The organism is Nonomuraea sp. NPDC050478 (genome assembly GCF_044458265.1).
GTDB lineage: Bacteria > Actinomycetota > Actinomycetes > Streptosporangiales > Streptosporangiaceae > Nonomuraea > Nonomuraea ferruginea.
Genome location: NZ_JBITHT010000005.1, coordinates 581,924 through 606,704 on the forward strand (window position 1 = coordinate 581,924; position 24,781 = coordinate 606,704).

General features: G+C 70.8%; 21 protein-coding genes. 10 read left to right on the forward strand and 11 right to left on the reverse strand.

Translation table 11 applies throughout. The features are described 5' to 3' along the window. Window positions 1-104: 104 nt before the first annotated feature. Complete coding sequence (locus ACIBF7_RS27560) at window positions 105-1,319, forward strand: winged helix-turn-helix domain-containing protein (RefSeq protein ID WP_397198480.1); 1,215 nt, start codon at window positions 105-107, stop codon at window positions 1,317-1,319. Window positions 1,320-1,542: 223 nt separating this feature from the next. On the opposite strand, the gene ACIBF7_RS27565 is transcribed toward ACIBF7_RS27560, so the two are convergent. The 6 genes from ACIBF7_RS27565 to mtrA all read right to left on the reverse strand — a co-directional run bounded on the left by ACIBF7_RS27565 (window position 1,543) and on the right by mtrA (window position 9,636). Further along, window positions 1,543-2,241 carry a response regulator transcription factor gene (locus ACIBF7_RS27565; protein WP_148034218.1) on the reverse strand — a complete coding sequence of 233 codons (699 nt, stop codon included), beginning with the start codon at window positions 2,239-2,241 and terminating at the stop codon, window positions 1,543-1,545. Window positions 2,242-2,413: 172 nt separating this feature from the next. Then, window positions 2,414-3,076 (reverse strand): ribosome hibernation-promoting factor, HPF/YfiA family, encoded by a 663-nt coding sequence (gene hpf, locus ACIBF7_RS27570; protein WP_148034219.1) that lies wholly within the window; start codon window positions 3,074-3,076, stop codon window positions 2,414-2,416. A 608-nt stretch (window positions 3,077-3,684) separates the two neighbouring features. Continuing rightward, the gene (locus ACIBF7_RS27575; protein WP_397198481.1) at window positions 3,685-4,506 is read right to left on the reverse strand and encodes a ComF family protein; all 822 of its coding nucleotides are present in this window, start codon (window positions 4,504-4,506) and stop codon (window positions 3,685-3,687) included. A gap of 946 nt (window positions 4,507-5,452) precedes the next feature. Continuing rightward, window positions 5,453-7,216: an LpqB family beta-propeller domain-containing protein gene (locus ACIBF7_RS27580; protein ID WP_397198482.1), complete on the reverse strand. Its 1,764-nt coding sequence runs from the start codon at window positions 7,214-7,216 to the stop codon at window positions 5,453-5,455. Continuing rightward, entirely contained in the window at window positions 7,203-8,939 is a 1,737-nt protein-coding gene (mtrB, locus tag ACIBF7_RS27585) for an MtrAB system histidine kinase MtrB (RefSeq protein WP_148034221.1), read from the reverse strand. The genes ACIBF7_RS27580 and mtrB overlap by 14 nt, the downstream gene beginning before the upstream one ends. A 19-nt stretch (window positions 8,940-8,958) precedes the next feature. Next, entirely contained in the window at window positions 8,959-9,636 is a 678-nt protein-coding gene (gene mtrA / locus ACIBF7_RS27590) for an MtrAB system response regulator MtrA (RefSeq protein WP_090763607.1), read from the reverse strand. Between the two features lie 267 nt (window positions 9,637-9,903). Between mtrA and ACIBF7_RS27595 the strand changes: the two genes are divergently transcribed. From ACIBF7_RS27595 to ACIBF7_RS27615, 5 genes are all read left to right on the forward strand, one after another. Then, window positions 9,904-11,163, forward strand: coding sequence for a DUF3824 domain-containing protein (locus ACIBF7_RS27595; protein WP_148034222.1), 1,260 nt, complete (start codon window positions 9,904-9,906; stop codon window positions 11,161-11,163). Beyond that, complete coding sequence (locus ACIBF7_RS27600) at window positions 11,160-11,777, forward strand: DUF4129 domain-containing protein (protein WP_148034223.1); 618 nt, start codon at window positions 11,160-11,162, stop codon at window positions 11,775-11,777. The genes ACIBF7_RS27595 and ACIBF7_RS27600 overlap by 4 nt, the downstream gene beginning before the upstream one ends. Window positions 11,778-11,894: 117 nt before the next feature. Beyond that, window positions 11,895-13,109 (forward strand): DUF4350 domain-containing protein, encoded by a 1,215-nt coding sequence (locus tag ACIBF7_RS27605; protein WP_271276694.1) that lies wholly within the window; start codon window positions 11,895-11,897, stop codon window positions 13,107-13,109. Further along, window positions 13,099-14,079 (forward strand): MoxR family ATPase, encoded by a 981-nt coding sequence (locus tag ACIBF7_RS27610; RefSeq protein ID WP_271276693.1) that lies wholly within the window; start codon window positions 13,099-13,101, stop codon window positions 14,077-14,079. Before ACIBF7_RS27605 ends, ACIBF7_RS27610 begins: the two co-directional genes overlap by 11 nt. After that, complete coding sequence (locus ACIBF7_RS27615) at window positions 14,079-15,455, forward strand: DUF58 domain-containing protein (RefSeq protein ID WP_364225720.1); 1,377 nt, start codon at window positions 14,079-14,081, stop codon at window positions 15,453-15,455. The genes ACIBF7_RS27610 and ACIBF7_RS27615 overlap by 1 nt, the downstream gene beginning before the upstream one ends. Here ACIBF7_RS27615 and ACIBF7_RS27620 read toward each other — a convergent pair. After that, complete coding sequence (locus ACIBF7_RS27620; protein ID WP_271276713.1) at window positions 15,452-16,444, reverse strand: stage II sporulation protein M; 993 nt, start codon at window positions 16,442-16,444, stop codon at window positions 15,452-15,454. The two genes, ACIBF7_RS27615 and ACIBF7_RS27620, sit on opposite strands and share 4 nt — an antisense overlap. Window positions 16,445-16,495: 51 nt before the next feature. Here ACIBF7_RS27620 and ACIBF7_RS27625 point away from each other — a divergent pair, with 51 nt between their 5' ends. Further along, a complete protein-coding gene (locus ACIBF7_RS27625) occupies window positions 16,496-17,404 on the forward strand; it encodes an RDD family protein (protein ID WP_397198483.1) in 909 nt (302 codons plus the stop codon). A gap of 51 nt (window positions 17,405-17,455) precedes the next feature. On the opposite strand, the gene ACIBF7_RS27630 is transcribed toward ACIBF7_RS27625, so the two are convergent. After that, on the reverse strand, window positions 17,456-18,844 hold the full coding sequence (locus tag ACIBF7_RS27630; RefSeq protein ID WP_148034228.1) for an LVIVD repeat-containing protein: 1,389 nt from the start codon (window positions 18,842-18,844) through the stop codon (window positions 17,456-17,458). A gap of 79 nt (window positions 18,845-18,923) precedes the next feature. Next, window positions 18,924-20,261, reverse strand: a complete 1,338-nt coding sequence (locus tag ACIBF7_RS27635; RefSeq protein ID WP_397198589.1) for an LVIVD repeat-containing protein — start codon at window positions 20,259-20,261, stop codon at window positions 18,924-18,926. A gap of 221 nt (window positions 20,262-20,482) precedes the next feature. On the opposite strand from ACIBF7_RS27635, the gene ACIBF7_RS27640 reads away from it, so the two are divergent. Continuing rightward, window positions 20,483-21,118, forward strand: a complete 636-nt coding sequence (locus tag ACIBF7_RS27640) for a DUF305 domain-containing protein (protein WP_148034230.1) — start codon at window positions 20,483-20,485, stop codon at window positions 21,116-21,118. A gap of 2 nt (window positions 21,119-21,120) precedes the next feature. On the opposite strand, the gene ACIBF7_RS27645 is transcribed toward ACIBF7_RS27640, so the two are convergent. Together ACIBF7_RS27645 and ahcY are read right to left on the reverse strand one after the other, a co-directional pair. After that, window positions 21,121-22,356, reverse strand: a complete 1,236-nt coding sequence (locus ACIBF7_RS27645; protein WP_397198484.1) for an adenosylhomocysteinase — start codon at window positions 22,354-22,356, stop codon at window positions 21,121-21,123. A gap of 67 nt (window positions 22,357-22,423) precedes the next feature. Further along, window positions 22,424-23,851, reverse strand: a complete 1,428-nt coding sequence (gene ahcY / locus ACIBF7_RS27650; RefSeq protein ID WP_364225709.1) for an adenosylhomocysteinase — start codon at window positions 23,849-23,851, stop codon at window positions 22,424-22,426. A gap of 102 nt (window positions 23,852-23,953) precedes the next feature. On the opposite strand from ahcY, the gene ACIBF7_RS27655 reads away from it, so the two are divergent. Continuing rightward, window positions 23,954-24,313: a MerR family transcriptional regulator gene (locus tag ACIBF7_RS27655; protein ID WP_271276690.1), complete on the forward strand. Its 360-nt coding sequence runs from the start codon at window positions 23,954-23,956 to the stop codon at window positions 24,311-24,313. Beyond that, window positions 24,310-24,780: a GerMN domain-containing protein gene (locus ACIBF7_RS27660; protein ID WP_271276689.1), complete on the forward strand. Its 471-nt coding sequence runs from the start codon at window positions 24,310-24,312 to the stop codon at window positions 24,778-24,780. The genes ACIBF7_RS27655 and ACIBF7_RS27660 overlap by 4 nt, the downstream gene beginning before the upstream one ends. The last annotated feature ends 1 nt before the right edge of the window (window position 24,781 follow it).

The window sequence follows — 24,781 nt, forward strand, 5'->3', positions numbered from 1 at the left end:
GTCCCATGATGAACGCGGGCCCGCTGACGGTAATTCCCGGGCCCCGTTCTGTCAGTGGCCGCGGCTAGCATTCCGGCCATGCTCCCCCGTACGGAATCGCGAACATGACCGAACTGACCGCCGACGAGGCGCGCCGGCTCATCCTGCGTGCCCAGGGGCTGCTCGGCTCCGACGGCCGTCAGGGCGGGGTGCAGGGCATGCTCCGCAGGCTCGGCGCCGTCCAGCTCGACACCATCTCGGTGCTCGCCCGCTCCCACGAGCTCGTCGCCTACGCCCGGCTCGGCGCCGTGGGCAGGCCCGCCGTCGAGCGGGCCTACTGGGACGCCCCGGCCCGCAGCTTCGAATACTGGTGCCACGCCGCCTGCATCCTGCCGATCGAGAACTGGCCCCTTTTCGCGTTCCGGCGGCGCGCCTACCGCGAGCGCCGCTTCCGCTGGCACGAGGTGCCCGACAGCGTCGACAAGCTGCTCCAGCAGGTGCGCGACCACGGCCCGCTCACCACCGCCGACGTCGGCGGGGCCAAGAACGGCGGCCCGTGGTGGGACTGGTCCGACTCCAAGATCGGCCTGGAGTGGCTGCTCGACATCGGCGAGGTGGTCTGCACCCGCCGGGTGGGCTGGCGCAGGGTCTACGACCTGGCCGAGCGCGTGGTGCCCGCCGGACTGCTGGCCGAGGACCTCACCGACGAGGAGTGCGTCGTGCGGCTCGCGGGCATCGCGGGCCGGTCACTCGGGGTCGCCACGCGGGCCGACCTGATCGACTTCCTCCGCCTCAAGGGGCGTTCCGCCGCGATCCTCGACGAGGCCCTCGCGAGCGGCGCCGCCGGGCTGACGCCGGTGCGCGTCGCCGGCTGGCCCGCCGTCAGGGCCGGCCGCAACGGCTCGGCGTCCGGAGCCGTGCCCAACGCCTGGGCCGACCCGGCCGCGCTGGAGTCGGAGCCGCGCGGACGCCACCGCACGACCCTGGTCTCGCCGTTCGACTCGCTGATCTGGCACCGCGGCCGCACCGAGCGCGTCTTCGGCTTCGCCTACCAGCTTGAGCTGTACGTGCCGAAGCACAAGCGGGTCCACGGCTACTTCACGATGCCGGTGCTGGCCGGCGGCCGCCTGATCGGCAGGGTGGACCCGGCGCGCGAGGGCACCACGCTGGTGGCCAGGAAGGTCAGCCTGGAGCCGGGCCTGACCAGCGCCCGCTGGGTCGAGGCGATGGGCGACGCGCTCCGATCGGCCGCCACCTGGGTCGGCTGCGACACCGTACGCGTCGAACGCGCCGACCCACCCGAGCTCGCCGAGGCACTCAACACGACCCTGGCCCGCTGATTCCCAGGCTGGCGAGCCACCCGACCGAGACCTTGGCCCGCTGACTTGCCCAGGTCGGCGAGCCGCCCTTCGCGGGACCTTGGCCCACTGAGGTTCCCCGGCCGGCGAGCCGCCCCTCGCGGGACCTTGGCCCGCTGAGGTTCCCGGGCTGGCGAGCCGCCGGGCCTGCCGTCGCCTTAGCCCGCCCTCCCTCAGGGGGAGGGGCGGGCGGGGCTAGGGCGGATCAGGTGATCTCCAGCATGCGCTCGCGGACCGCGTACACCACGGCTTCCATGCGCGAGTGCAGTTGCAGCTTGTCCAGGATGTTGCGGACGTGGTTCTTCACCGTGTTCTCGGAGATGAACAGCTGCTTGGCGATCTCCCGGTTGTTCATGCCCTTGGCGACGAGCCGCAGGACCTCCATCTCGCGCTCCGTCAGCCGCGGGACCGGCACCTGCGGCGGGCGTTCGGTCTCCTTGCGGCTCATGCTGGCGAACTCGTTGATGAGCTTGGCCGCCATGGCCGGGTTGATCAGCGACTGCCCCTCGTGGACGCCGCGGACCGCCGCTGGCACGTCGTTGATCTGGACGTCCTTGAGGAGGTAGCCGGTCGCGCCGGCCTTGATGGCCTCGAAGAGGTCTTCTTCCTCGTCGCTCACCGTCAGCATGATGATGCGGGTGCTCGGCACCGAGGCCTTGATGCCCTTGGTCGCCTCGATGCCGTCCTGCCGCGGCATGCGTACATCCATCAACGCCACGTCGGGCATGAGGCGATCGGCCAGCTCGACCGCCTCCTGACCGTCGCTCGCTTCCCCGACCACCTCGATGTCAGGCTCCGCGGCCAGCGCCAGGGCCAGGCTGCGCCTGATCAGCTCGTGATCGTCCACGATCAGCACGCGGATCGGCTCGCCGCCGGAGGGGCGCGCCTCGCCGGACTCCGTCACAAGGCCTCCTCGATGCGCCTCGCGACCGTCGTGTCTCCGGTTCGCTCGCTCGTCCTCGCCTGACTGAGCTCGCTCACGTCTCCTCCTCGTCGGGGGGCCAGAGCCGTCGAACCGCCATGATCGCACGTGTGCCGCGGTTCTCGGGTGGTCGAGAAGATCTTTCCGGCGGCCGTCAGGGCTCTACGAGCCGCAGCACACCGTAGTTGTACCCACGCCGGTTGTAGACGACGGATGGCAGGCCGCTCTCCTTGTCACGGAACAGATAGAAGTCGTGTCCGACCAGCTCCATCTCGAGGAGGGCCTGGTCGATGGTCATGGGCTCTGCTTTGTGGTGCTTCTCCCGGACGATCAGAGGGCCTTCGCCGTCCATCTGGATGGGGACGATGTCGTCGTACTGCTTGTCTTCCGGCAGCCGATCCTCCTCGGGCTCGGCCTCCTCGCGGGCGGGCTCGACCTTGGACGGCGCGGGCGCGGCCAGGTCGGGCATCGTGGCGGTGATCTCCGCCATGGACGGCTGCTTGTGGTTGCCGTGATGGATCTTGCGCCGGTCGGCGAGCCGCCTGAGGCGTCCCTCCAGCTTGTCCATCGCGATGTCCAGAGCGGCGAAACGGTCGTCGGCGCTGGCCTCCGCGCGGATGGCGGGGCCGCGGGTGTGAATGGTCAGCTCGACCCGCTCTCGCTGGTCGGCCGCGCGCACGTTGCGCTCCTTCGACACCTCCACATCGACTCGGATGAGTTTGTTGTCCAGACGCTCGATCCTGGCCAGCTTGGTTGTCACCTGGTCTCGGAACCGATCACTCACTCCCGTGTGCCGGCCCTTGACGATGATGTCCATGCAACAGCCCCCCTTCGTCTAACGACTGAGATAGAGCGCCCGACGACTCGCGTGGTGCCGGGCAGGGTTTTCTGCTGTCCGCCTGTCCTTCAGGGTTACCCTCCTCCGACGCCTCGTCACCGGGAACGCGGGTGGCACCCGTCCGGCCGACCTGGTCTTCGACCCCACATCCGCCTGCTGAGGGTTTCGCAGCTCTGATGCCACTACCGCCCTTCTCTCCTGGCGGGGGACATCTGGACCCCCGGGGAGGCAGGACTTACCCCTAAGCCGCACCGTGATCGGACGACGAAAAGTCGCCTTACGTGGGCCGTTTCGCCTGCGGCTGGCATCGGCTAGCGGAGCCGGGAGCCCCGGCTCTGCGCAACCACGGACCCGAACGGGTGCCATGTTCAGAACGCTATCCGGATCGGCGGCGAATGTCAGCCGGAGGAAGCTCCAAAGGATCACTTTCCGTGATTTTCGCGCGGGGTTACGGGCCGGCTGAATGCCCCGTTTGGTCCCACGGCACCCCTTACAGGACAGGGCGGCAAGCCTTCTGAGCTGCCTCACCGGGCGCTTCCCGCTACGGACATGTGGCCCTCCGGAAGGCAACACACCTGGGCCTTTCTTTACTGACTGTCACCGTGACCATTTCGTGAGATCCGGCGTGTCGCGGCGACGGTGACGGCCAGCGGCACCGTCGCCCCCACCGCCCGCAGCGCCCTCGCGGCGTCCGCGAGCGTGGCTCCCGTCGTGACGACATCGTCCACGACGACCACCTGGGCACGATCGAACACACCCCCGGCCCTCCGCACGAAGCCTGCCGAACTCCCACGTACGCGGACACCACCCCTCCCTGCGACCCGCAGATCATGGACACCTCCTCTCTCTGCGACCGACAGATCGTGGGCACCTCCTCTTCCTGCGACCGACATATCGTGGGCACCTCCTCTCCCTGCGGCCCACAGATCGTGGACCCCTCCTCTCCCTGCGACTTCGAGATCTCGGACAGCGCTCTCAGATACGGAGAAGGACCCGGCCAGGTTCGACACCCGGTCGGCGGAGCTCAGGCCCGACTGGTCGGCCACCTTCCGGCGCTGCCGCAGCGCGGGCCAGAGCGTGGCGGCCACACCCCGTCCGCACAGCCGGCGCACCACCCGCTCCGCCAGCGCGCCCACGTGGTCGTGACCCCGCCCCTTGACGGCCGCCCGCCCACTGGGCACCGGCACCACGATCACCCCCTCCCCTCCCAGAAGAAGCCCGCACTCCTCCACCCCGCGAAGCCCCACCGACCGAGCGCTCCCCCGGCCACGGAACCTCTCCACAGCGCCCTCAGCGCCCTCCTGCGGCGATCGGAGGGCCGCCACGAGGGCGAAGGCCAGAAGGTCGGCGAGGGCCGCCGCCAGGGCCGCCTCACCCCGTTCCTTGTAGGCGATGACGGCCTTGCGCACCACGCCCCCGTACGGAGAAGCGGACCAGCACACGGGAAGCCCATCGGGACACGGCGCGGGCATCCGGCGAGAGGGCACCACCACACGCGCCAGACACTCCTCGCACAGACGCACCCCCGGAGCGCCACAGCCAAGACAGGGCTGCGGCAGCACGACATCAAGCAGACCGGCGAACACGGCCCCAGCATGCCGCCCACCACCGACACTTTCAGTAGCCGAACGGGCACCCAGAGACGCCACCTGTCACGAACGACTCTCTACGGAACTACGGCGGGCTGAGCGGGCCGTCAGGCACGCCTATCGGCGCCCAGCCCGAGGGGGTTCCCAAAAGGATTTTCGCTTTTGGATCTTTCGGGTTTGAACCCAAGACGCTGACCGAGCGTGCGTCCCTCGGGCCCGCACAGAAAAGATCAAGAGAGGCGCGTGCCTCTGCGCTCGCGCCCCGAGAAATTCGGGCTCGCGCCCCAGGAAGCTTCGCACCCGCCCCCGCAAGAGACGCCCGGCTCACGCCTCAAGAAGCTTCAAGCCCACGCCCCAAAAGACATCCGGCTCACGCCCCACAAGGCTTCGCACCCGCGCCCGCGAGAGACGTCCAGCTGGCGCCCCACAAAGCTTCGCATCCGCGCCCGCAAGAGACGCCCGGCTCGCGCCGCAAGAAGCTTCGCGCCGCACCAAAGGACTTCCCGCTCACGCTCCAGGGAGCTTCGCACCCGCGCCCGCAAGAGACGCCCGCCTCACGCCCCAAAGACATCCGGCTGGCGCCCCAAGAAGCCTCACTCCCACGCCCCAAGAAGCCTCACTCCCACGCCCCAAGAGACCTCCGGCTCACGCCGCAAGAAGCTTCCCGCCCGCGCCCAAAGACTTCCCGCTCGCGCCCAAGCAGCTTCCGGCTCGCGGTCGGGGCGGTCGAGCCGATCTGGAGAGCCGCCGGAGCGATCCCCCGAAGTCAGCCCAGGGCGAAGATCGGCTGGTCGACGGCGGTGGCGGGCTTCGGGGTCCAGGTTTGTTTGTCGCGGCTGTACTCGAGGATCTCGTTGCTGTCCTCGGTGGTGGCCAGGATCGCGTCGCCCAGGGCGGCCAGGCGCTCCAGTCGCTTGCTGGTGGTCGGGAGCTGGGTGGTCTCCCCGTCGCCGACGTTGATCTCCTTGACGACCTGGCCCGCCTTGGTCTGGACGAGGACCAGCAGGTGGCCGCCGTCGCTCCAGGCGATGTCCACGATCTCGTCGCCGCCCGAGACCGTGGTCAGCGTCTCGAAGTTGCTCAGCATGGCGTTCCCGCCGCCGCCCGTGAGCGCGCCGACCTGGACCCGGTTGTCGCCGATCTCGACCGCGACGCGGACCCCGTTGCGCGCCATCCGCAGCGAGGTGACGTTCAGCCCCTGGAGGGCGGGCGCGGCGACGCGTTCGGGCCCCCGGCCGACGACCGGGTGGGAGCGGATGACCTCGCCGTTCTGCCGGTCGAACGTCCACAGGCTGCCGTCGCGGTGCCAGGACGGGTCGGTGAGGTCGGCGCCGGGGATGGACTCCTGCCAGCGGCCGTCGGGCGAGTGCCGGGTCACCCAGATGCCGCCCGCCGCGGACCTGGCGGCGATCCGGTCGCGGTCCTTGGAGACGGCGAAGCCGGTGTAGCCCTGGCTGGGCTGTCCGGCGGGGCCGGTCACGGGGTGGCCCTCGCCGTCGCTGCCCAGCACGAAGACCGCGCCGCCGCTGCTGTAGAACACCTGCTTGTCCTCGCTGCCCAGCCAGCTCTCCGGCAGGTTGGCCGGCACGGTGAGCGGGCCGGAGGAGAAGAACTGCTCGCCGTCGAGCAGCACCTCCAGGGTGCGGCCGTTGGCCAGGTTGTTGCTGCTCAGGCTGGCCCTGAGCTGGGCCTGCAGGCCCTGTGTGTAGGTGTCGAGCGGGTTGAACGGGCCGCCCATGTTGATCACCACCCGGTCCTCGCTGGACCGGATCCACCGCACTCTGGCGCCCTCCGGGAACTCGTTGCCGACCGCGCCCTGCAGCCCGCTGGTCGGCCCTTCGGCGAGGCGCTCGACGATGGTCTGGGCGAAGCTCTTGTCGGGGTCGACGCGCAGCCGCAGCCGGTCGACGACCAGCCGGTCGGGCTGCGGGTCGGCGCCGGAGCTGCCGTTGAGGTAGTAGAGGTTGGTGGGACGGTACGCGCGCCGCACGTCGGCGTCGGTGAGCAGCAGGCCCTGCTGCAACCCGTTGACCTTGAAGGCCCCGTTGGCGTCCTTGACCAGGGTGATCGGCCGGTTGATCTTGGGGTCGTCGGACGAGCCGACCGGCACGTACGTGTCGTCCTCGTTGATCTGCGCGATCTTGTTGCCCTGGATGGAGAGGACGGTCTCGTTCTTCTCCTTGTTCTCGACGAGCTCGCCGAACCGGAACGAGTTGTCGATCACCGTGATGGCGCCGTCGGGCTTCCAGACCCGCCTGGCCTCCTCGGTCAGGTACTTGGGCAGCACGGAGGGGTCGTCGTCGTAGGCGGCCATGGCGGCCAGCAGGCCCTCCACGACCTGCTGCGGCCCCCAGTCGGGCTGCGGCGCGACGGCGAGCATGCGCTGGAACGGCACGGTGACGGAGTCGCCGCTGCCCGCGTCGTCCACCGGGAACGGCCCGCCCACAGGGATGACCGCGCAGCCGGTGCCGGCCAGGAGCATGGTGAACGCGAAGGCGGCGGCGCCGCCCAGCCGCCTAATCCTCGTCATGGCCGCCCCCGTCTCCGGTGGCCGGCAGTAGGACCGGCGTCATCTGACCGCGCCAGGTGCGGCGCATCTCGATCTCGGGCGGGACCAGCGACAGCGGGGAGCCCTTGAGGTCGGTGCCGGCCTTCCTGGGCAGGGTGAGCCGGAACTGCGAGCCCTCGCCCGGCTGGCCCCACGCCTGCAGCCAGCCGCCGTGCAGGCCGGCGTCCTCGCGGGAGATCGCCAGGCCGAGCCCGGTGCCGCCGATGGTCCTGGCCCGCGACGGGTCGGCCCGCCAGAACCGGTCGAACACCAGCGTGTCCTCGCCGGGTTTGAGCCCTATGCCGTGGTCGCGCACCGCGACCGCGACCGCGTCCCTGTCGGCGCCGACGGTGACCACGACGTCGCGGCCCTCGCCGTGCTCTATGGCGTTGAACAGCAGGTTGCGCAGGATGCGCTCGACCCGGCGGTTGTCGACCTCGGCCATGCACGGCTCGTTGGGCAACCGCAGCTCGAAGCGGGTGCTGTGGCGCTCGGCCAGCGCCTCGGAGTCGGCGATGGCGCGCAGCACCACGTCGCGGATGTCGACGGAGTCGAGGTCGAGGTCGGCGGCGCCGGCGTCGTACCGGCTGATCTCCAGCAGGTCGGCCAGCATCGACTCGAACCGTTCGAGCTGGGCCTGCATCAGCTCGGCCGAGCGCGAGGCCATCGGCTCGAAGTCCTCGCGCGCGTCGTACAGCAGGTCGGCGGCCATGCGGACGGTGGTGAGCGGGGTGCGCAGCTCGTGCGAGACGTCGGAGACGAACTGCCGCTGCACCTGCGACAGCTCCTCCAGCTGGTGGATCTTGAGCGCCAGGTTGGCGGCCATCTCGTTGAACGAGGTCGCGAGCCTCGCCAGGTCGTCCTCGCCGCGCACCTTGAGCCGCTCGTCGAGCTTCCCGGCGGCCAGCCGCTCGGCGGCCTGGCGGGCGAGCCTGACCGGCGTGACGACCTGGCGGGCCACGAGGTACGCGATGGCGGCGAGCAGCAGCACCAGCCCGAAGCCGACCACGACGATGGCCAGCCGGACGTTCGACAGCATCTGCTCTTCCTCGTCGAACGGGAAGAAGTGGTAGACCTCGTAGCTGCCGTTGACGTGGATGATGGCGCCGATGACGAGGGTCTGCCTGTGCTGGCTCTCGCCGGGCAGCCTGATCGGCTCGGTGTAGCGCTGCGGCCTGTCGATGAACTTCTCGGCCTGGCGGCGCAGCATCTGCTGCAGCGCCTCGGGGATGTTCTGCTGGTTGACGTTGCCCGACGCGCGGGACCGGCCGGGCTCGTCGACGTTGAGGATCAGCACCTCGTAGCGCTTCTTCCAGCCGTCCCTGCCGGTGCCGATGATGTTGTCCATCACCTCGTCGAGCGGGTCGGGCGGCACGCTCTTGCCGGGATCGGAGGACTTGGCCTGGTCGTCCTCGCGCCGGGTGAGCGCGTCGGCGATCTGCAGCCGGTCGGCGGCGGCCTCGCTGGCGGCGGACTGCTGCCGCCGCTCGATGACCGAGTTGTTGATCTGGTCGGACAGGAAGATGCCGAGCACCACCACGACGATCAGCGAGATGACCAGGGTGCTGGTGACGACCTGGAGCTGGAGCGAGCGCCGCCACAGCCGGCGCGCCCTGCCCGCCGCACGACGAGCCCGCCGCCGGATCCCGCCGAGTATCTGGCGGAGGGTCCGGCGGCGTGTGCGTCTCGTCTTGGTCGGGGGCATGGCGGGGAGAGCCGGGTCCCTAAGCGGGACCGGCCTTGTAGCCCACGCCGCGGACCGTCACCACGATCTCGGGGTGCTCGGGGTCCTTCTCGATCTTGGCGCGGAGGCGCTGCACGTGCACGTTGACCAGGCGGGTGTCGGCCGCGTGACGGTAGCCCCAGACCTGCTCCAGCAGGACCTCGCGGGTGAAGACCTGGCGCGGCTTGCGGGCCAGGGCGACGAGCAGGTCGAACTCGAGCGGGGTGAGGTTGATGGTCTCGTCGCCGCGCTTGACCGAGTGTCCGGCCACGTCGATGGTGATGTCGCCGATCTGCAGGATCTCGGGGGTCGGCTCGTCGGTGCGGCGCAGCCTGGCCCGCACCCGGGCCACCAGCTCCTTCGGCTTGAAGGGCTTGACGATGTAGTCGTCGGCGCCCGACTCCAGCCCCAGCACCACGTCGATGGTGTCGCTCTTTGCCGTGAGCATGACGATCGGCACGCCGGACTCCGCCCTGATGCGGCGGGCGACGTCGATGCCGTCGGCGCCGGGCAGCATCAGGTCGAGCAGGACGAGATCGGGGCGCGTGTCGCGGAACGCGTCCAGCGCCTTGTCGCCGTCACTGACAAAGGATGGTTCGAAGCCCTCTCCGCGCAACACGATGCCGAGCATCTCGGCGAGAGCGGCATCGTCATCGACGACCAGCACGCGACCTTTCATGGCCCCTCATTCGTTCTACGCATTCTGGGACATACCTGCACGGTCGGTGAAGGTTACCCCCGCTCGGCCCATGAGTGTGACATGAGTCCCGCGAAAGGTCTGTATCAGGCTCGCGCCGCGACCGCTTTCTTCAGTCTGCGGTAACGGAAGGTCTTTCGGCCACCCTGGACGAGATCCGCCGCGCCGAAACGCGTGGAATGCGAGCCAAGATGCGGTCTTCTCGACGGCGCGACGCCACCCAGCCGCCCAGCGTGCCAGGATTGGGATATGTCAGACGGTCACGGTTCCGCGTCAGAGAGGCCTTCGGGCTGGGCAGCGGAGCAGCCCCCGCCCTACGGCGCGCCTCCGGCGTCGCCGTGGACCGCCCCCGGCAGCGAGCAGCCGCCGCCTTCCGGTCCTCCCTACGAAGCCGGCCCCCAGTCCGGCGGGCAACAGTCTTACGGGCCGCCCCACGGCCCCTACCCGCAGGGCCAGCCCTACGGGTACGGTCCCCACCCGCCCGCGCTGCGGCCCGGCATCATCCCCCTGCGCCCGCTCGCTCTGGGCGACATCTACGACGGCACCATCAAGCTGATCCGCTCCAACCCGAAGGCCGTGCTCGGGCTGTCGGCGGTCGCGGCGCTGCTCGCCGCCATCCCGCTGGCCGTCGGCCAGGGCTTCGTGTTCGGCGCCGTCGCGCCGCTGATGAACGACCCCGCCGCCCTCCAGGCCGAGGACCCGGCCGGCACCTACGGCATGCTCGGGGCCCAGTACGTCAGCGCCTTCGTCTCGTACGCGATCAGCTTCGTCGCGGTGACGGTGCTGACCGGGGTGCTGACGCGCATCCTCGGCCGGGCCGTGTTCGGCGGCAAGATCACCACTCAGGAGGCGTGGCAGACGACCAGGAGGCGGCTGCCCGCCCTGTTCGGCGTCGTCGGGCTGCTGGCCCTCATCATGCTGGCCCCGGTGGCCGTCATGGCCGCGGTTCTCGTGGTCGCCTTCGGCACCGTCGCCGGGGGCTCGCCCGAGGCGGCCGGCGGGCTGCTCCTGCTGTTCCTGCTGATGATCGTGCTCTACATCGGGTACGTGTTCTTCTTCCGCACGCGCTTCGCCTTCGCGCCCGCGGCCGTGGTGCTGGAGGGCAGGGGGCCTGTCGACGCGATGCGCCGGTCGTGGAACCTGGTGACCGGCGACTTCTGGCGCGTCCTCGGCATCCTGTTCCTGACCACGCTGGTGGTCGGGCTGATCGCCAGCATCCTCCAGGTGCCGTTCATGATCGTCGGGATGGTGATCGGACTGGTGGGCAGCGGGTCGGTGGCGACGATCGTGATCGGTTCCATCCTGGTCGCCGTCGGCGGCACGCTCGGCGCCATGATCACCTACCCGTTCGAGGCGGGCGTCGCCGGGCTCCTGTACGCGGACCGCCGCATGCGGGGCGAGGCCTTCGACCTCGTCCTGCAGACGGCGGCCATCGAGCAGCAACGGCAGGGCTGGGTGCATTCGACGGCCGACGAGCTGTGGCACCCGTCCAACTCCGCCAAGTCGTGAGCCCGATCGGCAGGGACGAGGCCGCCGGGCGTGCGGCGCGCGAGCTCCTCGACCCTCAATACGCTCGGGAGCCGCTGTTCGACCGGCTGCAGCGCTGGTTCTTCCAGTTCGTCAACGACCTGCTCGACACGGTGGCCGGTGGCGGCACCGCGGGCGGCGTGCTGGCGGCGATCGTCATCCTGCTGCTGCTCGTGGGCGTCGCGGCGCTGGTCGTCTGGCAGGTCCGCCGCGCCGGCCGGCGCAGGGCCGCCGCTCCCGGCGAGCTGTTCGACACCCGGCGGCTGACGGCGGCCGAGCACCGTGAGGCCGCCGAGCGGCTCGCCGCCGAAGGCCGGTGGACGGAGGCGATCCAGGAGCGGCTGCGCGCCATCGCCCGCGACCTGGAGGAGCGCGCCCTGGTCGACGGCATGCCGGGCCGCACCGCCGCCGAGCTCGCCGCCGAGGCCGGCCGGGCGCTCCCGCCGTTCGCCGCCGACCTGGCGGCGGCGGCCCGCTCCTTCGACGACGTCACCTACGGCGACGTCCGCGGCACCCCCGCGGCCTACGAGTCCATGAGCACGCTGGACACCCGCCTCGCGACCGCCCGCCCGGCCGCCCTGGGAGCCACCCCATGACCCTTCCCCGCCCATCGCCCCCGCACGACCGCCCCGTCCAGGCCACCCCAGCAGGACACCACCCCCTGGAAGGACGCCGGGCCGGGAGGCCGGGTGGGGTGCGGTTCGGAGGTTCTGATGGCCGGTGAAGGCGTGCGGGTGAGGCCGGAGGAGAGCGTTCCGGCGTCGGGCGGGCTGGCGCCGGCGGCCGGGGGCGGGTCGGTGCCGACGTCGCCGACCGTGCGGTCCGTGTGGCGGGGCGGCCGGCTGATCGCGCTGCTCGGCCTGATCGTCGTGGCGGTCGCCACGGCCGTGGTGCTGCTCGGCCCCGACCGGGGCGCCCAGCGCTTCCTCGATCCGGACGACACCTCGCTGCAGGGCTCCAAGGCGCTGGCCGAGCTGCTGCGGGCCAGAGGCGTCACGGTGGACCGGGTGGACTCGGCGGAAGCGGCCAGGGCCCTGGGCGGCGACAGACTGCTGTTCGCCGGCGACACGACGTACGTGGACACGTCCGCCCTGGCCTCGCTCCCCGGCGACCGGCTGATCGTGGGCTTCTACGACCTGCCGACGCTCGCCCCGAACGTCGACCCGGTGCCGGAGGCGGTGCGGGAGCGCTCGCGCGACCCCGAGTGCGCGCTGCCCGCCGCGACCGCCGCGGGGAGCGCCTACATCGGCGGGGTCGCGTTCGAGGTCCCCACCGGCGGCACGGGGTGCTATCCGTCGCATGAGGGCTCGACGCTCGTCAGCTTCCCGAACGGGTCCGGCACGACCACGGTCGTCGGCAGCGCCTCGTTCATGACGAACCTGCGCCTGGCCGAGGACGGCAACGCCGCGCTGGCGCTCAACCTGCTCGACACCGGCAAGCCCGTGACCTGGCTGGTGTCCCCCGACACCCCGCCCACCGGCGACCTGGCGGGCATCGAGGGCCGCTCCATGTACGACCTCATGCCCGCCGGCGTCGGCTGGTCGCTGGTGATGGCGTGCGTGGCGGTGGCGCTGGTGGCGTTCTGGCGGGGCAGGCGGCTCGGCCCCGTCGTGGTGGAGCGGCTGCCGGTGGTGGTGCGGGCCGCCGAGACGGTGGAGGGCCGCGGCAGGCTCTACCGCGCCAGGAAGGCCAGGGCCAGGGCCGCCGACGCGCTGCGGGCGGGCGCGATCGACCGGCTGACGCCCCGGCTCGGGCTGGGCCAGGGCGCGGACAGCCGGGAAGTGGTGGCGGCGATCGCCGTACGGACGGGTGAGGACGCGCAGCGGGTCGGCGCCGCGCTGTACGGGCCTTCGCCGGAGACGGACGACGAGCTGGTCGCCCTGGCCGGATACGTGGACCACATCGAAAGGAAGGTCAGTGAGCTCTGAGCATTTCGCCCGGACGGCGGCCCCCGCGGACGCGGCCAGGGAGGCGCTGAGCGCGCTCCGGGCCGAGGTGTCCAAGGCCGTCGTCGGGCAGGACGCGGTGGTGACCGGGCTGGTCATCGCCCTGCTGTGCCGGGGACACGTGCTGCTGGAGGGCGTGCCGGGCGTGGCCAAGACGCTGATGGTCCGCACCCTCGCCGCGGCGCTGTCGCTGGATTTCAAGCGGGTGCAGTTCACCCCCGACCTGATGCCGGGCGACGTGACCGGCTCGCTCATCTACGACGCGAAGACGGCGGAGTTCGAGTTCCGCGAGGGCCCGGTGTTCACGAACCTGCTGCTCGCCGACGAGATCAACCGCACCCCGCCGAAGACCCAGGCGGCGCTGCTGGAGGCGATGGAGGAGCGGCAGGTGAGCGTGGAGGGCGCGGCCCGCCCGCTGCCCGACCCGTTCGTGGTGTGCGCGACGCAGAACCCCGTCGAGTACGAGGGCACCTACCAGCTCCCCGAGGCCCAGCTGGACCGGTTCATGGTGAAGCTGACGGTGCCGCTGCCGCCGCGTGACCAGGAGATCGCGGTGCTGGAGCGGCACGCGCTCGGCTTCGACCCGCGCGACCTGTCGGAGATCAAGCCGGTGGCGACGGCCACCGACCTGGAGGCGGGCCGCCAGGCGGCGGCGCAGGTGCACGTCGCCCCCGAGGTGCTCGGCTACATCGTGGACGTCGCCCGCGCCACCAGGAACTCGCCGTCGCTCCAGCTCGGCGTCTCGCCGCGCGGGGCGACCGCGCTGCTGGCTGCCTCACGGGCGTGGGCGTGGCTGTCGGGCCGCGCGTACGTGACTCCGGATGACGTCAAGGCGCTGGCCAGGCCCGCGCTCCGGCACCGGGTGCAGCTGCGGCCGGAGGCGGAGCTGGAGGGCGCGACCGCCGACGGCCTGCTCGACGGCATCCTCGCCTCGGTCCCGGTCCCGCGCTGATGGCGCTGACGGGACGCGCCGGGCTGGTCGCGGCGCTCGGGATCGTGGTGGTGCTGTTCGCCCCGCAGCCCGGCCCCGCGCTGGCCGGGGTGTGCCTGCTGCTGGCCGCCGGGATCCTCGTGGACCTGGTGTTCGCGGGCGCGGTGCGGCCGCTGCGCTTCCACCGGTCGGGCGAGCGGCTGGTGCGGCTCGGGCAGCGGGCGACGGTGGAGCTGACGGTCGAGAACCCGGGGAGCAGGCGGGTGCGCGGGGTGCTGCGCGACGCGTGGCCGCCGTCGGCCGGGGCGGCGCCGCGCGAGCTGGCGCTGGACGTGCCGGCCGGCGAGCGCCGCAAGCTGGTGGTGACGCTCACCCCGACCAGGCGCGGCGACCGCGAGTCCGTGGCGGTGACCGTGCGCTCGCGCGGGCCGCTGGGGCTGGCCGCCCGCCAGGGCAACCACTACTCCCCCTGGTCCGTGCGGGTGCTGCCGCCGTTCCTGTCGCGCAAGCACCTGCCGTCCCGGCTGGCCAGACTGCGCGAGCTGGAAGGTCAGCATCCGGCGCTGGTGCGCGGGCAGGGCACCGAGTTCGACTCTCTGCGCGAGTACGTGATCGGCGACGACGTGCGCTCGATCGACTGGCGGGCCACCGCGCGGCGGCACGACGTGGTCGTGCGCACCTGGCGGCCGGAGCGCGACCGGCGGGTGCTGATCGTGCTCGACACCGGCCGCACCTCGGCGGGCCGGGTCGGCGCGGCGCCGATCCCGCTGGCCGGGGCGGTCGCGGACGGCCAGGGCGGGCTGCTGGTGCGTCCCGCACCGCGTCCCGAGCCCGGGTGGCCGCGGCTGGACTGGTCGATGGACGCGGCCCTGCTGCTGGCCGCGCTCGCCGCCAGGGCCGGCGACCGGGTGGACTTCCTGGCCTACGACCGGTCGGTGCGCGCCTGGCTGAGCGGCGCCTCCCGCACCGAGCTGCTGTCGTCGCTGGTCAACGTGATGGCGCCGATCGAGGCCGAGCTGGTCGAGGCCGACGCGCAGGGCATGGTGGCCGCGATCCTGTCCCGGGCCAAGCGCCGCTGCCTGGTGGTGCTGCTCACCGACCTGAACGGGGCCGCGATGGACGAGGGTCTGATGCCCGTGCTGCCCCAGCTCTCCTCGCGCCACCTGGTGCTGGTGGCGGGCGTGTCGGATCCGCGGGTGGCGGCGATGGCCTCCGGACGGGGCACGGCCGAGGAGGTGTACGACGCGGCGGCGGCCGAGCACGCCCGGCTGGAACGCCGGCGGATCACGGCCAGGCTGCGCCGCCACGGCGTCGAGGTGGTCGACGCGCCGCCCGACGACATCGCGCCCGCGCTGGCCGACCACTACCTGGCGCTGAAGGCCGCGGGCCGGCTCTAGCCGCTCGGGGCCACGTCGGGGGCGTCCTCCAGGTCACCGGTCTGGTCGTCGCGGGCCGCGCGGCGTCCGAACGCGATCACGTACCCGAGGAAGACCACCTCGGCGAACACCCCGATGCCGACGCGGGCGGCGGTGGGGAGCCCGGACGGCGTCACGAACGCCTCGATCAGGCCCGACACGAACAGCACCACGACCAGCCCGAGCGCGACCGCCATCACCGCTCTGCCGTGCTCGGCCAGCACCTCGACGCGTCTGCGGGGGCCTGGCGCGATGACGGTCCAGCCGAGCCGCATGCCGACGGCGGCGGCGAGGAACACGGCCGTGAGCTCCAGCAGGCCGTGCGGGGTGATGAGGCCGAAGAAGATGTCGAGCTTGTCCCTGGAGGCCATGAGTCCGCCAGAGATGCCGACGTTGGCGGCGTTCTGCCAGAGCACGTAGGGAATCGGCAGGCCCAGGAGGACGGCGTAGGCGATGACCTGGAGCGACACCAGCGCGTTGTTGATCCACACGCGGTTGGCGAAGGACGCCGCGGGGTTCTCCGAGTAGTAGTCTGCGAAGTCGTGCTCGACCAGCTGGGTGATCGCCTCCTCGGTGGCGATCGAGGCCTGCACCCTCGGGTCGCCGGCCACCCACGCGCCGAGCGCCCAGGCCACCGCCACGAACGCCAGCGACGTGGCGAGCCACCACCAGCGCGTCCGGTAGGCCACCACCGGGAAAGAGACCGTGAAGAAGCGGACGACCTCCCGCCAGGCCGGGTTGCGGGAGCCGGTGACGGCCGAGCGGGCGCGGGCGACCAGCGCCGACAGCCGGCCGGCCAGCATCGCGTCCGACGAGGAGGAGCGGACGATCGACAGGTGGGTCGACACCCGCTGGTAGAGGTCGACGAGCTCGTCCACCTCGGCCCCCGTCAGGGAGGAGCGGTGCTTGACCAGGTGCTCCAGCCGATCCCATGTCGGGCGGTGGGCCGAGACGAACGCGTCGATGTCCACGTGACCATTCTGGCCGCTCACGCGGGCGGTCATTGCCGTTAGGCTCCACATATGTCAGAGGTTGTGACCGGTGACGCCGTCGTCCTGGAGGTACGGGTAGCGCAGTTCCCCTCGCGCGCCCTGGCCTTCTTCATCGACTACGCCATCCAGATCCTGCTCCTGATCGGAGGGCTGAGCACGCTGCCGTACCTCGCGGCGTTCACCGATCCGGCGATGTTCGCGGCCGTGGTGACCCTGTTCCTGTTCCTGGTCATGGTCGGCTATCCGGTGATCTTCGAGACGGCCACGCGCGGGCGCAGCCTCGGCAAGCTGGCGCTCGGGCTGCGGGTGGTGAGCGACGACGGCAGCCCCGAGCGGTTCCGGCAGGCGCTGTTCCGCGGGCTCGCCGGGCTCGTGGAGTTCTGGGCCTTCTTCGGGGCGCCGGCGCTGATCTCCTCGCTCGTCTCGCAGAAGGGCAAGCGGCTGGGCGACCTGTTCGCCGGGACGATGGTGATCTCGGAGCGGGGGCCGCGCGACAACTCCGACGCCATCGTGATGCCGCCGCAGCTGGCGTCCTGGGCGGCGTCCCTGGAGCTGTCACAGGTGCCGGACGAGGTGGCGACGGCCGCCCGTCACTACATCCTCCGCTGGCATGACCTGTCGCCGCGGATCCAGTACGAGATGGGGGTGCGGATCGCCACCCAGATGGCGTCGTTCGTGTCCCCGGCCGCGCCGCCGGGGGTGCCGCCGCACGCCTACCTCAGCGCCGTGCTCGCCGAGCGCCGCCGCCGCGAGCAGGCCCGCCTGATGCGCCAGGCCGCGCCTTCCCCGTACGCGCCGCAGACCGGCCCGTACGGCCCCCCTCCCGTCCAGCCGACCTCGTACGGGCCCGCCGCCGGTCCTCAGGGCGGGCCGAATCCGTACGGACCGCCGGCGCCGCCCGCTTCGGAGGGGACCGGCGGGTTCGCGCCGCCGCAGTGAGGGGCGCCGGCCCCGGTGAGCCGGGACCGGCGCTGATGGTCGGGTCGTGGCCTAGTGGCGGCCCGAGCCTCCACCGGGGTAGGACTCCTGGGTCTGGACGTTGAGGATGTCGCTGCGGACGTGCGACGCCCCCTTGACCAGCGGGTCGTCGATCTTCAGCACGTCGAGGCCGTTGTCGAAGTCGGCCGCGTACACGTACCCGTTGTAGTAGTACGCCGACCAGACACCGCCGCCGCTGCCGTCGGCCTTCGGCCCGCGCTCGAAGTAGCCGAACTCGCGCGGGTTGGCCGGGTCGGTGAAGTCGATGAACGAGACGCCGCCCATGTACCAGGCCTGGACCATGATGTTCTTGCCCTTGACCGGGATCAGCGAGCCGTTGTGCGCCACGCAGTTCTCGGTGTCGGCCTGGTGCCGCGGGATCTTGAAGTAGCCCTGGAAGACCAGCTCGCCGCGGTGGATGCGGTAGATGGCGTCCGCGCCGCGGTTCGGCCCGACGGTCTCGTTGCAGGTGGCCGCGCCGCCGCCGCCGAGCTCGTCGGTGAACAGCACCGTCCTGGCGTCGTTGGTGAAGGTCGCCGAGTGCCAGAAGGCGAAGTTCTCGTCCGTGGTCCTGGCGGTCACCTGCGGGTTGAGCCGGTCGCGGATGTCGAACAGCACGCCGTCACCCATGCAGGCGCCGGCCGCGATGTCCTTCTCCGCGTAGACGGTGATGTCGTGGCAGCCGGTGGTGGGCACGAGCAGCCCCGGCTGGGTCTCGTTGCCGCCGTCGGGGAAGACGACCGGCGTGGCGGCCACGTGCGCCTGCGTCGGGTTGCGCAGCGGCACCTTGATGATGGAGATCTTGTCGTGCGGAGGCTGGCAGTCGGGCAGGTTGGCCGCCGGCAGGTACGACGAGACGTAGACGTAGACGTTCTTGTTCCGGTCCCGGCCCTTGCCGGGCACCAGGGTCAGGGTGTGGGAGCCGCAGTCGGTCTCGACCGACTTGATGTAGCGGGGGTTGCGCTTGTCGCGGATGTCGAAGATCCGGACGCCCTCCCACGACTCCTTGATCGCGGCGCTCTGCCCGGTGCTGTTGCACGAGTCGTCGCTGCGGGAGCTGTCGACGGCGGCGAACAGCAGGTCGCCGTAGACGCTGAGGTCCATCTGGGCGCCGGGGCAGACGACCGAGCTGACGACCTTGGCCCGCTTCGGGTTCTTGATGTCGTAGATCGAGAATCCGCCGTAGTTGCCGACGTAGGCGTAGTCGCCCTGGAAGGCGATGTCGGTGTTGATGGTGCCGGCGAGCGGCGCCGGCTTGGGGATGTTGAGCACGTGGCTCACGTTCGGGCTGTGGACGATCGTGTCCGCGGGCGGGATGTCACCCGCGGTGGCGGGTAACGCCGTAAGGCTCAGGGCGACGGCTGCGCCTGCCGCGAGCAGCGTTCGGAACATACGGGACATGCAGAGAGCCTCCTTGGTCTCGTGTTTCCTCATGCCGAAGGCGGCGGGGCCCCGGTGAGGTCCCGCCGCCGACGGACGATCAGTGGTGCCCGTGGTCCTTGTAGGACTGCTGGGTCTGGGCGTTGAGGATGTCGAACTTCACGCCGTTGGCCTTGTTGGTCCGCGGGTCGTTGATCTTGAGGACGTCGAGTCCCAGGTTGAAGTCCGAGCCGTAGATGTAGCCGTTGTAGTAGTAGGCCGACCAGTGGCCGCCGCTGAGCGGGTTGGGCGCGTCGGGCCCGCGCTCGAAGAAGGCGATCTCCTGGGCGTTGGCCGGGTCGGTGAAGTCGACGACCGAGATGCCGCCCTGGTACCAGGCCTGGACCATGATGTCCTTGCCCTTGACCGGGATCAGCGAGCCGTTGTGCGCCACGCAGTTCTCGGTGTCGTCCTGGTGCCGCGGGATCTTGAAGTAGCCGCGGAAGGTCATCTGGCCGTCGGCGCCGATGTCGTAGTACGCGTTGGCGCCGCGGTCCGGCCCGATGGCCGCGTTGCAGGTCGCCCTGGTGCCGCCGCCGAGTTCGTCGGTGAAGATCACCCGCGAGCCGCTGTTGTTGAAGGTGGCGGAGTGCCAGAAGGCGAAGTTGGTCTCGTCGCGGACGGTCGCGGTCACCCTCGGGTTCTCCGGGTCACGGATGTCCATGAGGATGCCCTCGCCCATGCAGGCGCCGGCGGCGATGCCCTTCTCCGGGTAGGCGGTGATGTCGTGGCAGCCGGTGGTGGCCGACTTGCCGTTGGGGTACGAGCCGGGCACGCCGGGGAAGCCGCCGTCGGGGAACAGGTTCGGCGTGGCGATGACCGATGCCGAACCCGGGTCCCGCAGCGGGACCTTGACGATGGAGATCAGGTCGTGCGGCGGCTGGCAGTCGGGGAAGGCCGCGTTCGGGCTGTACGAGGAGATGTAGAGGTAGACGTTCTTGCCGCGGCGGTCGGGGACGAGCGTGTGCGTGTGGGAGCCGCAGTTGGTCTCGACGGACTTGATGTACCGCGGGTTCTTCTTGTCACGGACGTCGAAGATCCGGACGCCCTCCCACGACTCCTTCACGGCCGCGCTCTGGCCGGTGCTGTTGCAGGAGTCGTCGTTGCGGGAGGAGTCGACGGACCCGAACACCAGGTCACCGTAGACGCTGATGTCCATCTGGCCGCCGGGGCAGACCACGGAGCTGACTACCTTGGTCTTCTTGGGGTTCTTGATGTCGTAGATCGAGAAGCCGTAGTAGTTGCCGACGTAGGCGTAGTCACCCTGGAAGGCCATGTCCGTGTTGATGTCGGCCAGGGCCTCGGGCTTGGGCACGTTGGTGACGTGCGTGATGTTCTGGCTCTTGACGATCTCGCCGGGAGCCGGGATGTCCGCAGCCTGCGCGGGGAGGCCGGCCATCACCAAGGTGAGGGCGGCTCCAGCGAGGACGAGGAACCTGCGGGTGGACGGCACGGGAGGTGTCCTCCTATAAAGGGGGCATAAATGGTGAAATTTTCACCCTTCAACTCCGCTCACGACCAGCACGCAATATGTCAAACATTAGAGCAGGTTGCCCTCTATTAATGATCACCATTCCCTCCTAGAATGCGACGTTCCGACCGAAACCGTCAGGAGGCTGAGTGCGCGCTGCGCTCGTCGTCGTCACCGGTGCCCTCACGATATTCGCCGTTTCCGGCTGCACCTCAGAGACTCAGGCCCCGCGCGCCGACTCGACGGCGCCGGTCATCGCCCCCGGCAAGCCCGGCGAGGAGGCCAGGACGCTCGCTCCGGGTGAGGCGGTCACCGCCGTGCCCCAGGCGAGCGCGAACGCGGCCGACGTCGCGTACGTCCAGGACATGATCGTCCATCACCAGCAGGCGCTCGACATGGCCATCCTGGCGCCGAACAGGGCGGAGTCGGCCAAGCTCAAGAGCCTCGCCTCGCGGATCAAGGACTCCCAGGGCCCGGAGATCCAGTGGATGCGCACCTGGCTGCAGCAGCAGGGCCAGCGGGTGCCCGACCACCACGCCGCGCACGACGGCATGGCCGGCATGGCCACGCCCGAGCAGATGGAGCAGCTGAAAGCGGCGTCGGGCCAGGCGTTCGACCGGCTGTTCCTGGAGCTGATGATCAAGCACCACGAGGGCGCGATCGAGATGTCGACCGAGGTGCTCAAGGGCGGCTCGCACCTGCGGATCGAGGAGCTGGCCAACGACGTGGGCGTCACCCAGCTCTCGGAGATCCGGCGGATGCGCGAGATGCAGGCGGCCGGTTAGCGCTAGGAGCCGCTGCGCCAGGAGTGGAGGTAGGACTCCTGGTCGCCGGTGAGCACGTCGATGCCGATGCCGGCGGCCACCAGCTTGAGCCTGGCCACCTCCTGGTCGATCTCCTGGGGTACGTCGTACACGCCGGGCGCCATCCCCGCCCGCTCGCGGGCGAGCCAGGCGACGGCGAGCGCCTGCGCGGAGAACGACATGTCCATCACCGCGGCCGGATGGCCCTCGGCGGCGGTGAGGTTGACCACCCGGCCCTCGGCGAGCAGCAGCAGGCGGCGGCCGTCGGGCAGGACGTACTCGTCGGTGTTGGGCCGGATCCCGCGGTGCACCTCGCTCGCCAGCTCGTCCAGCGCCCGCACGTCGATCTCCACGTCGAAGTGGCCGGCGTTGGCCAGGATCGCCCCGTCCTTCATGGCCGCCACGTGCGCGGCCGTGATCACGTCGCGGTTGCCGGTGACGGTGATGAACACGTCACCCGCCGGGGCCGCCTGCTCCATCGGGCGCACCTCGTACCCCTGGAGGGTGGCGTCGAGTGCCTTAACCGCGTCGATCTCCGTCACGATCACCCGCGCGCCCAGCCCCTTGGCCCGCTCGGCCACGCCGCGCCCGCAGTAGCCGAACCCGGCGACCACGACCGTGCTCCCGGCCAGCATGGTGTTGGTAGCCCGCATGATGCCGTCGAGCGTCGACTGGCCGGTGCCGTAGCGGTTGTCGAACATCCGCTTGGTCCGGGTGTCGTTGACCGCCACCATCGGGAAGCGCAGCGCCCCCTCGGCGGCCATCTGCCGGAGCCTGATGACGCCGGTGGTGGTCTCCTCGCACCCGCCCGACACCCCGTCGAGCAGGTCGGTGCGCTCGGTGTGGAGGATGTTGACCAGGTCGCAGCCGTCGTCGAGCACCAGGTCGGGCCGCACGTCGAGGGCCTGGTGGATGTGGCGGTAGTAGGTGGCCCGGTCGACGCCCGCCCTGGCGTGCACGGCCACGCCGTAGCCGCGCAGCGCCTCCGCCACGTCGTCCTGCGTCGACAGCGGGTTGGAGGCGGCCAGCGCGATCTCCGCGCCGCCCGCCTTGAGCGTGCCCATCAGCACCGCGGTCTCGGCCGTGACGTGCAGGCACGCGGCCACCCGCAGCCCGTCGAGCGGCCGCGCGGCGGCGAACCGCTCCCCGAGCGCGGTCAGCACCGGCATCGAACGGGCGGCCCACGAGATGTGCCGCTCCCCGCTCTCCCACAGATCCATGCAAGCCTTCAGACACCAAGGCTCCGGAGGGGCGCCCGCCCCTCCGGAGCATCGAACACGCCGGAGATCAGTAGCGGTAGTGGTCGGGCTTGTACGGGCCCTCGACGTGGACGCCGATGTAGGCCGCCTGCTCCTTGGTCAGCTGGGTGAGCTTGACGCCGAGGGCGTCGAGGTGCAGCCTGGCGACCTTCTCGTCGAGGTGCTTGGGCAGCACGTAGACGTCGATCGGGTAGTCCTCCGTCTTGGTGAACAGCTCGATCTGCGCGATCACCTGGTTGGTGAACGAGTTGGACATGACGAACGACGGGTGGCCGGTGGCGCAGCCGAGGTTCATCAGCCGGCCCTCGGCGAGCACGAGGATGGAGTGACCGTCGGCGAACACCCACTCGTCGACCTGCGGCTTGATGTTGCGCCGCTCGATGCCGGGGGTCTTGGCCAGGCCGGCCATGTCGATCTCGTTGTCGAAGTGGCCGATGTTGGACACGATCGCCTGGTGCTTCATCCGCGCCATGTGGTCGGCGGTGATGATGTTGAAGTTGCCGGTGGTGGTGACGAAGATGTCGGCGATGCCGACGACGTCGTCCAGCGTGGTGACCTGGAAGCCGTCCATGGCGGCCTGGAGCGCGCAGATCGGGTCGATCTCGGTGACGATGACCCGGGCGCCCTGGCCGCGCAGCGCGTCGGCGCAGCCCTTGCCGACGTCGCCGTAGCCGCACACCACGGCCACCTTGCCGCCGATGAGCACGTCGGTGGCGCGGTTGAGGCCGTCGATGACGGAGTGGCGGCAGCCGTACTTGTTGTCGAACTTGGACTTGGTGACCGAGTCGTTGACGTTGATCGCCGGGAACAGCAGCTGGCCGTTCTTGTGCATCTCGTAGAGACGGTGCACGCCGGTGGTGGTCTCCTCGGTGACGCCCTTGATGCCCTCGGCGATCCGGGTCCAGCGCTTCTCGTCGGTGACGGTGCGCTTGAGGAGGCCGATGATGACGTGCCACTCCTCGGGGTCCGCGTCGGTGGCGTCCGGCACGAAACCGGCCTTCTCGTACTCGGCGCCCTTGTGGACCAGGAGCGTGGCGTCGCCGCCGTCGTCGAGGATCATGTTGGGGCCGTCGGCGCCGGGCCAGGTGAGCGCCTGCTCGGTGCACCACCAGTATTCCTCGAGCGTCTCGCCCTTCCAGGCGAACACGGGCACGCCCTTGGGGTCGTCGGCGGTGCCGTCGGGGCCGACGACGACCGCGGCGGCGGCGTGGTCCTGGGTGGAGAAGATGTTGCAGCTCACCCAGCGCACCTCGGCGCCGAGCGCGACCAGCGTCTCGATGAGGACGGCGGTCTGGATGGTCATGTGCAGGGAGCCCATGATCTTCGCGCCGCGGAGGGGCTGGGAGGCCGCGTATTCACGGCGGATCGCCATGAGGCCGGGCATCTCGTGCTCGGCGAGCCGGATCTCCTTGCGGCCGAACTCGGCCAGTGAAAGGTCGGCGACCTTGAAGTCCATCTGCGTTACCCCTCGCGTCATCGTGTGGTCGCGGACGAGTCTAGGCGGCAGTCCGGCAAGGTCGCACCCCGAGACCCCGGAAGTTGACGTAAGAATGTAAGAATGCGAATCACGGAAGCGGCCAAGCGGCTCGGCATGTCCCCCAGGATGCTCCGCTACCGGGAAGCTCTCGGGCTGCTGCCACCGGTGCGCGGTCGCGGCGCGCACCGGCGTTTCGGCCCTGAGGAGCTCGCCGCCGTCGCCCACGCGGTGGAGCTGGAGAAGCGGTTCGACGTCTCACCGGCCGAGCTGGCGTTCGCGCTGCGCGCGCTCAGCGAGCCGGCCGTCGCCGCGAGCGTGCGCGAGCTGGGCGTGCGCATCGGCCGCATCCAGGTGCCGCGCAGGGCGCTGGACTTCGAGAAGGAGAAGGCGCTGCGCCTGCTGCGAACCCCGGGTGCCGGCGATACGTCGAACAGGGCATGAAGGAGCTGCTGCTGGCCACCGTGCTGGCCCTCACCCCCGCGCAGACCGCCGCCGACGTCCAGGTCTACTTCTCCAAGGGGCACGGGGTGCCCGGCAAGGTCGTGCCGGTCACCAGGACCTCCCCGCACGCCGGCGTCGCCAGGTTCGCCGTCGAACAGCTCCTCAAGGGCCCCACCGCCGCCGAGCGGCGCCGCGGCCTGCACTCCGAGCTGACCGGCAAGCTCCGCGGCCGCTCCGACTGCGGCGCCGACTTCACGCTGAAGATCCGCAAGGGCACCGCCACGCTCCGCTTCTGCCGCACGGTCTGGGGCTCAGGAGTCGGCTCCGACGCCCGGGCGCTGCGTACGATCGAGGCGACGCTCAAGCAGTTCGCCACCGTCAAGAAGGTCGTGACGCTGGCCAGAGACGGCCGGTGCCTGTTCGACCAGACCGACTCGGGCAGGTCGTGCGTCACTGGCCACGAGTGAC